This is a genomic window from Streptomyces scabichelini, assembly GCF_011045015.1.
GTDB classification, from domain to species: domain Bacteria; phylum Actinomycetota; class Actinomycetes; order Streptomycetales; family Streptomycetaceae; genus Streptomyces; species Streptomyces scabichelini.
In genome coordinates this window covers 24,172-30,887 of the sequence record NZ_JAAKZY010000123.1, presented here as the reverse complement: position 1 = coordinate 30,887, position 6,716 = coordinate 24,172, and the positions used below count along the sequence as shown (strand labels likewise).

At 68.4% G+C, this 6,716-nt stretch carries 8 protein-coding genes; 2 read left to right on the top strand and 6 right to left on the bottom strand.

Annotated elements, in window-relative coordinates; translation table 11 throughout:
• The 5 genes from G5C60_RS31520 to G5C60_RS31500 form a co-directional block, all read right to left on the bottom strand.
• A partial coding sequence (locus G5C60_RS31520) for an NAD(P)H-hydrate dehydratase (protein WP_165264415.1) occupies window positions 1-1,314 on the bottom strand: 1,314 nt, incomplete at its 3' end.
• Window positions 1,315-1,332: 18 nt separating this feature from the next.
• A complete protein-coding gene (locus tag G5C60_RS31515) occupies window positions 1,333-1,704 on the bottom strand; it encodes a holo-ACP synthase (protein ID WP_165264414.1) in 372 nt (123 codons plus the stop codon).
• Between the two features lie 10 nt (window positions 1,705-1,714).
• Complete coding sequence (locus G5C60_RS31510; protein ID WP_241267216.1) at window positions 1,715-2,089, bottom strand: hypothetical protein; 375 nt, start codon at window positions 2,087-2,089, stop codon at window positions 1,715-1,717.
• An 81-nt stretch (window positions 2,090-2,170) separates the two neighbouring features.
• The gene (locus tag G5C60_RS31505) at window positions 2,171-3,088 is read right to left on the bottom strand and encodes a hypothetical protein (protein ID WP_165264413.1); all 918 of its coding nucleotides are present in this window, start codon (window positions 3,086-3,088) and stop codon (window positions 2,171-2,173) included.
• 80 nt (window positions 3,089-3,168) lie between these two features.
• Window positions 3,169-3,585 (bottom strand): ATP-binding protein, encoded by a 417-nt coding sequence (locus G5C60_RS31500; protein WP_165264412.1) that lies wholly within the window; start codon window positions 3,583-3,585, stop codon window positions 3,169-3,171.
• A gap of 257 nt (window positions 3,586-3,842) precedes the next feature.
• On the opposite strand from G5C60_RS31500, the gene G5C60_RS31495 reads away from it, so the two are divergent.
• A complete protein-coding gene (locus G5C60_RS31495; RefSeq protein WP_165264411.1) occupies window positions 3,843-4,646 on the top strand; it encodes a helix-turn-helix domain-containing protein in 804 nt (267 codons plus the stop codon).
• An 8-nt stretch (window positions 4,647-4,654) separates the two neighbouring features.
• Window positions 4,655-4,870 (top strand): DUF397 domain-containing protein, encoded by a 216-nt coding sequence (locus G5C60_RS31490; RefSeq protein WP_165264410.1) that lies wholly within the window; start codon window positions 4,655-4,657, stop codon window positions 4,868-4,870.
• Here the strand turns inward: G5C60_RS31490 and glmS are convergent.
• Window positions 4,831-6,678, bottom strand: a complete 1,848-nt coding sequence (gene glmS / locus G5C60_RS31485) for a glutamine--fructose-6-phosphate transaminase (isomerizing) (protein ID WP_165264409.1) — start codon at window positions 6,676-6,678, stop codon at window positions 4,831-4,833. The genes G5C60_RS31490 and glmS overlap by 40 nt on opposite strands.
• Window positions 6,679-6,716: the final 38 nt, after the last annotated feature.

Below are 6,716 nucleotides of genomic sequence, written 5' to 3'. Positions count from 1 at the left end.
CCCCGCGTCCAGGGCGGCAAGCCCAGCCGCAAGCAGCGACCCGGTAAGCCCCGACAGCACATCCCCGCTCCCCGCCGTGGCAAGCCACGACGTCCCCGTCGGATTCACCCGCACCGCCCCACCCCCGGGCGAAGCCACCAACGTGGTCGACCCCTTCAGCAACACCGTCGCCCCATACCGCTCCGCAAGCTCCCGCACGAACCGCAGCCGCGCCCCCTCGACCTCGTCCCGCGAGACCCCGAGCAGCGCCGCGGCCTCACCCGCGTGGGGCGTCAGCAGCGTGGGCGCCCGCCGTGCCCGTACGAGATCACGGTCCGCGAGCCGCAGCCCGTCCGCGTCCACGAGGACGGGCACGTCGGCCCGGAGCACGGCCGTCACGGCCTCCGAGTCGTCCCCCGCCCCGGGTCCGACGACCCACGCCTGCACGCGCCCGGCTCGCTCGGGCGACCCGGAGGACACCAGCGTCTCCGGAAACCGAGCGATCACGGCGTCCCCGGCCGGCCCGACGTACCGAACGGCTCCCGCCCCGCCCCGCAGGGCCCCGGCCACGGCGAGCACGGCAGCCCCGGGATACCGGGAGGACCCGGCGGCGATCCCGACGACCCCCCGCCGGTACTTGTCGCTCTCGGCCCTCGGCACCGGCAGCAACGCCGCCACGTCGGCATGCTGCAACGCCTCCAACTCGGCCTCGTCCGGCAGCGAGAGCCCGATGTCGACCAGGCGTACGGATCCGGCGTATTCCCGTGCGGGGTCGACGAGCAGGCCGGGCTTGTGCGTTCCGAAGGTCACGGTCAGGTCGGCCCGGACGGCGGCGCCGTGGACCTGGCCCGTGTCGACGTCGACGCCGCTCGGCAGGTCGACGGCGACGACGGCGGCCCGCGCCTGCTCGGCCAGCGTGGCGAGCGGGACCGCGTCAGGACGCAGCCCGCCCTTGCCGCCGATCCCGACGATGCCGTCGACGACGAGGTCGGCCCGCAGGATGAGCTGCTCCGCGTCGCCGGTGCCCGCGACGGCCCCGCCCGCCCGGCGCAGCGCCGCGAGCCCTCCGGCGTGGGCGCGTTCGGGCGCGAGCAGCACCGCCGTGACGCCCGCGCCGCGCCGGGCCAGCCGGGCCCCGGCGTAGAGGGCGTCGCCGCCGTTGTCGCCGCTGCCGACCAGCAGGACGATCCGGCTGCCGTACACCCGGCCGAGCAGGTCCGCGCAGGCGGCGGCGAGTCCGGCGGCGGCACGCTGCATCAGCGCGCCCTCCGGCAGCCGCGCCATCAAGTCCCGCTCAGCCGCCCTTACTGTCTCCACGCTGTACGCAGTACGCATACGCCGAGTCTGGCTCCTTTACCCCTCGGCCACCACTACCGCCGACGCCACCCCGGCATCGTGACTGAGCGACACATGCCACGACCGCACGCCCAGTTCCGCCGCCCGAGCCGCCACCGTCCCCGTCACCCGCAGCCGGGGCTGCCCGCTGTCCTCGACGTAGACCTCGGCGTCGGTCCAGTGCAGTCCGGGCGGTGCGCCAAGCGCCTTGGCGAGGGCCTCTTTGGCAGCGAACCGAACGGCGAGGGAAGCGACACCCCGGCGCTCCCCGCTGGGCAGGAACAACTCGCTTTCCAGGAACAGCCGTTGAGCCAGCCCGGGCGTCCGCTTCAGCGACGCCGCGAACCGGTCGATCTCGGCCACGTCGATACCGACCCCGATGATGCTCATGCCGGGCACCCTATTCCCGGTGAAGCTCCGCACCCACCCTGAACAGGTCCTCCGCTCGCTCGACCGTTCCGGCCCGGTCGAGCCAGTCGTCGAGGCGAGCGAGTTCTGTACAAGTGGTGATGCGCTCGCGGACATCGTCGGAGATGGAGAGCCGCCGTACTTCCAGCACGGCCAGAGTTCCCTTGGCCAGCCCCTTCGCCAGGCCTGCGGCGTACCCTGAGGCCCACGGCTCGGCGTGACCCGGCGGCCGCTTCTCGATCTTGCCCCGCAGATACGCGATCTCCCAGGGAGACAGTCCCTCCCGCTTGAGGATCTCCTTGAACCTTCTGTGGAGTTCGGCCGTGGCCTTCTTGGGTGAGAACCCCGTGAAGGCCATGCCCGCCATGAGCGAAAAGGAAATGCCTGAGATTTCCTCTTGCAGCTCCGGGTTCAGGCTCTGCTGATTGTCTTGCAGGTCTGTCAACGCTCAGGCCTCTTCAGGACTGGTCCCCGGAACCTCCGGGTCCTCGGCGAACAGATCCTCGGCCGCTGTGGCTGTCAGGGAGCGGTCGAACCACAAGGCGAGGATGTCGAGGTCAGCGCACGAGGTGATGCGCTCCCGTGTTACCTCGGGGATGGGGATGCCGCGCTTCTCCAGAACACGCAGGATCAGCAAGGCCCGGTCTTCGACCTTGCCTTCGAGGTAAGCCGTCTCACGGACCGTCCCCCGGCCGGGGAAGTAGCTGACAAACGACATGATTTCCTTCAGTTTCTTTCCGGCTGGGCTGTTGCCCAGGTTGACTTCCAGGAGGTCGAAGAAGTAGTCGGCAGTCTTGGGATCCGTCTTCTGGATCTCCTGAAGGGCGGTGGTGATTGCCTTCAGTATGGCGCCGCAGTCGGCGCTGCGGGCGTGTGCCAGGGCGGAGAACGCGGCCAGTGCGATGTTCTTCGCCGCGGTCCAGGCGTCGGTGATCACCGGCATGTTCTCCGGGCTGGCCACCAGTGGATACGTCCGCTGAGCCGTCCAGCCGCGCGTGCCGCAGTCGAAGGGACCGGCCGCCCACTTGGCCGTGGCCCTGTCCTGACAGACCACGAGAAGCAACACGGGCAGCCGGTACTTCGCCTGTAGGTAAGCGACGTAATATGCCCAACTCGCCTCCTTGCGCGCGACCTTGCACGACTGCGCCTCGACGGCGAGCACGAAGTCCTCGCCGTCGGACGGGCCGACGCGCAGCACGGTGTCCACGCGTCGCTCCAGCGGCCGGGTCTCCGTCACGTCCGTGGTGACGGCGTCCACGGTCACCTTCAGAGGTAACGGGACGCCCAGCACCCCGAACACGGGAGTCAGGATCTCGGGCCGCTCCTGGAAGATCCGGTGCATGCCCTCGTGAGCTGATGTGACCATGTGCGCAACCTAAGTGGATCAAGAGATGGATTGTCCGGGTGATCGGGGTGCGTTCACCCTTTCGAGCGGCGATGAATCGTTCACGCCGCCGAGGTCAGCTCGCACCACACGTACTTGCCCCGGTTGCCGAACCTGGACAACGGCTGCCATCCCCACAGGTCCGAGCACGCCCGGACCAGCGCGAGCCCGCGTCCCTCCTCCTGCTCGGTGAGCTGATCCAACGCCCGTGGTGGTTCCGGCGGCTCGGGGTCGGCGTCCCACGCCCCGAGCCTCAGCACGCCGGCCGACCAGCACACCCGCAGGGCAGCGGGTCCTTTCGTGTGGCGTACGGCGTTGGCGACCAGCTCGGTCGCGAGGAGTTCGGCGGTGTCGACGAGCCCGATCAGCCCGTGCATGGTGAGGATCAGGCGGAGGGTGCGGCGGCTGATGGTGACGGCGCGCGGGTCGTTCGGGATGTAGAGGGAGTACTCCCAGGGTTCCGATTCGTTTTCGGGCATGCGTCAACTCCGTGGAAGTGGTGGGGATTTGCGCGTGGCGGGCGGTGGCAGTGCCGCAGCCGTCATGGCAGGACGGGGCGGTGCGCTTCCGGGGTCCCGGTGTTCCGCAGCGTGTGCGTCGCGTCACTGAAGGTAGATCTAAATCTAGAGATGCGGCAAGCCGATCCCGTAATCTGACCCCGAACGAGTCGCGCCCACAGGCGCGTTGAACGGAGGAGAAGTCGAGACTCTTGAGGCACGAACCAACGGCACGCCAGATGCGGCTGGCGGCTGAACTGCGCAAGCTCCGCGAAGCGGCAGGCCTCAACGCCCGCCAGGCGGCAGCACTGCTCGGAGTGAGCCCCGCCCAGATCACCCACATCGAGTCTGGACTCGCGGGCGTGAGCGAAAAGCGGCTTCGCCGCCTCGCGTCCCACTACGCCTGTACGGACGACGAGTTCATCGACGCCCTGGTCGCGATGGCCACCGACCGGACACGCGGCTGGTGGGAGGAGTACCAGGGCCTGTTGCCCACGTCGTTCCTGGACCTCGCCGAACTGGAACACCACGCCACGTTCCTGCACGAGGTGGCAATCCTGTACGTACCGGGCCTACTGCAGACGGAGGAATATGCTCGCGCGGTCTTCTCCGCCAGGGTGCCCGAACTCACCGACGATGAACTTGAGTTGCGCCTGCGTCACCGCATGCGACGCCAACACATCACCATCCCGTACGAGTTGGTGATCCACGAGGCCGCTCTACGCATCAGGGTCAGCGACCGGGCCGCCGCCCAGGCTCAACTGACCAAACTCGTGGAGCTCTCCGAATCCGACAACATCACCATGCGTGTCATCCCGTTCGATCTGGACGGCTTCGGCAGAGCGGCCAGCACCATGACGTACGTCGGTGGCCCCCTCCCCAAACTGGATACCGTCGTGCGCGACGTGCCCCAGGGATTGGCCTTCATCCATTCCGAAGCACAGCTCAACACCTTTCGAACGCGCTTCCGTAAAGTGGAAGCGGTATCACTCGACCCCGAACGGTCGCGTGACTTCATCAACCGACTGGCGAAAGAGCTGTGAGGCACCCCATGGACAACTGGCGGAAGTCGTCCTACTCAGGCCCCGATGACGGGAACGCCTGCGTGGAGATCGCGAACTCGCCCACCCACATAGCCATCCGCGACTCCAAGGCCCCGGCCAGGGCCACCCTCACCTTCCCGACCGGAGCCTTCACCCCCTTCATCGAAGCCCTGAAGAGCGAGAGCTACTCCACTGTCACCGACTTCGCCAGGTTCCGAGGCTGATCCACCTCGTTCCCCCGAGCCGTGGCCAGCTCACAGGCGAACACCTGCAACGGGACCGTAGCCACCAGTGGCTGAAGCAGCGTCGGAGTCGCCGGGATCCGAATCAAGTGATCCGCGTACGGAACGACCGCCTCGTCCCCCTCCTCCGCGATCACGATCGTCCGGGCCCCCCGCGCCCGGATCTCCTGGATGTTCGACACGATCTTGTCGTGCAGCACCGACCGCCCGCGAGGTGAAGGCACCACCACGACCACCGGCAGATCCTCCTCGATCAGAGCGATCGGCCCGTGCTTCAGCTCACCCGCCGCAAACCCCTCGGCATGCATGTACGCAAGCTCCTTGAGCTTCAACGCGCCCTCGAGAGCGACCGGATACCCCACATGCCGCCCCAGGAACAGCACGGTGTTCTTGTCGGCGAGGGACCGCGCCAGCTCCCGTACAGGCTCCATCGTCTCCAGTACGCGGTCGACCGCACCGGAGATCTCCGCCAGATCCCGAATGACTACGGAGATCTCGTCGCCCCATTTCGTGCCCCGCACCTGGCCCAGGTACAGCGCCACCAGATAACAGGCCACGAGCTGCGTCAGGAAGGCCTTCGTCGAGGCGACAGCCACCTCCGGTCCGGCGTGCGTGTACAGCACCGCGTCCGACTCGCGGGGAATCGTCGACCCGTTGGTGTTGCAGATCGCCAGCACCTTGGAACCCTGCTCGCGCGCATGCCGCAGCGCCATCAGCGTGTCCATGGTCTCGCCTGACTGGGAGATGGCGATCACCAGAGTCTGCGGATCCAGTATCGGATCGCGATACCGGAACTCGCTCGCCAGCTCCACCTCGCACGGAATCCGAGTCCAGTGCTCAATGGCGTACTTGGCGATCAATCCGGCATGGAAAGCCGTCCCACAGGCGACCACCACAACCTTGTCGACTTCCCGCAGCGCCCCCAGAGGGATCCGCACCTCGTCGAGCGTCAGCGACCCGGCCTTGTCGATCCGCCCGAGCAACGTATCGGCGACAGCCTTGGGCTGCTCGGCGATCTCCTTGAGCATGAAGTAGTCGTAGCCGCCCTTTTCGGCCGCTGAGACGTCCCAGTCGACGTGGTACGTCCGCACCTCGGCGGGCCGCCCGTCGAAGCCGGTGACCGTCACCCCGTCCCGGCGCAGCTCCACCACCTGGTCCTGGCCCAGCTCGATCGCCGACCGCGTGTGCGCGATGAACGCGGCGACGTCCGAGGCGAGGAAGGACTCGCCGTCTCCGACGCCCACCACGAGCGGCGAGTTCCGTCGCGCCCCGACCACCACATCCGGTTCGTCGGCGTGCGCGGCCACCAGCGTGAAGGCCCCGTCCAGCCGTCGGCACACCAGCCGCATCGACTCGGCCAGGTCGGCGCACGCCGAGAACTCCTCGGCCAGCAGATGCGCGACGACCTCGGTGTCCGTCTCGGACTCGAGCGTGTGCCCCCGCTCCGCCAACTCGGCCCGCAGGCAGGCGAAATTCTCGATGATCCCGTTGTGTACGACGGCCACGCGCCCCGCGTTGTCGAGATGGGGATGCGCGTTGGCGTCGGTCGGTCCGCCGTGTGTGGCCCAGCGTGTGTGCCCGATGCCGGTGGATCCGGTCGGCAACGGCCGGTCGACCAGTTCCTTCTCCAGGTTGGCCAGCTTCCCGGCCTTCTTCGCGGCGGCCATCCCGCCGTCGGCCAGGACCGCGACGCCCGCCGAGTCGTACCCCCGGTACTCCAGCCGCCTGAGCCCGGCCACCACCACATCGAGCGCCGACTGCGGCCCCACGTAACCCACGATTCCGCACATGCGGGCAGCCTACGGCGCACGCCCTCGACGCCGGCCCA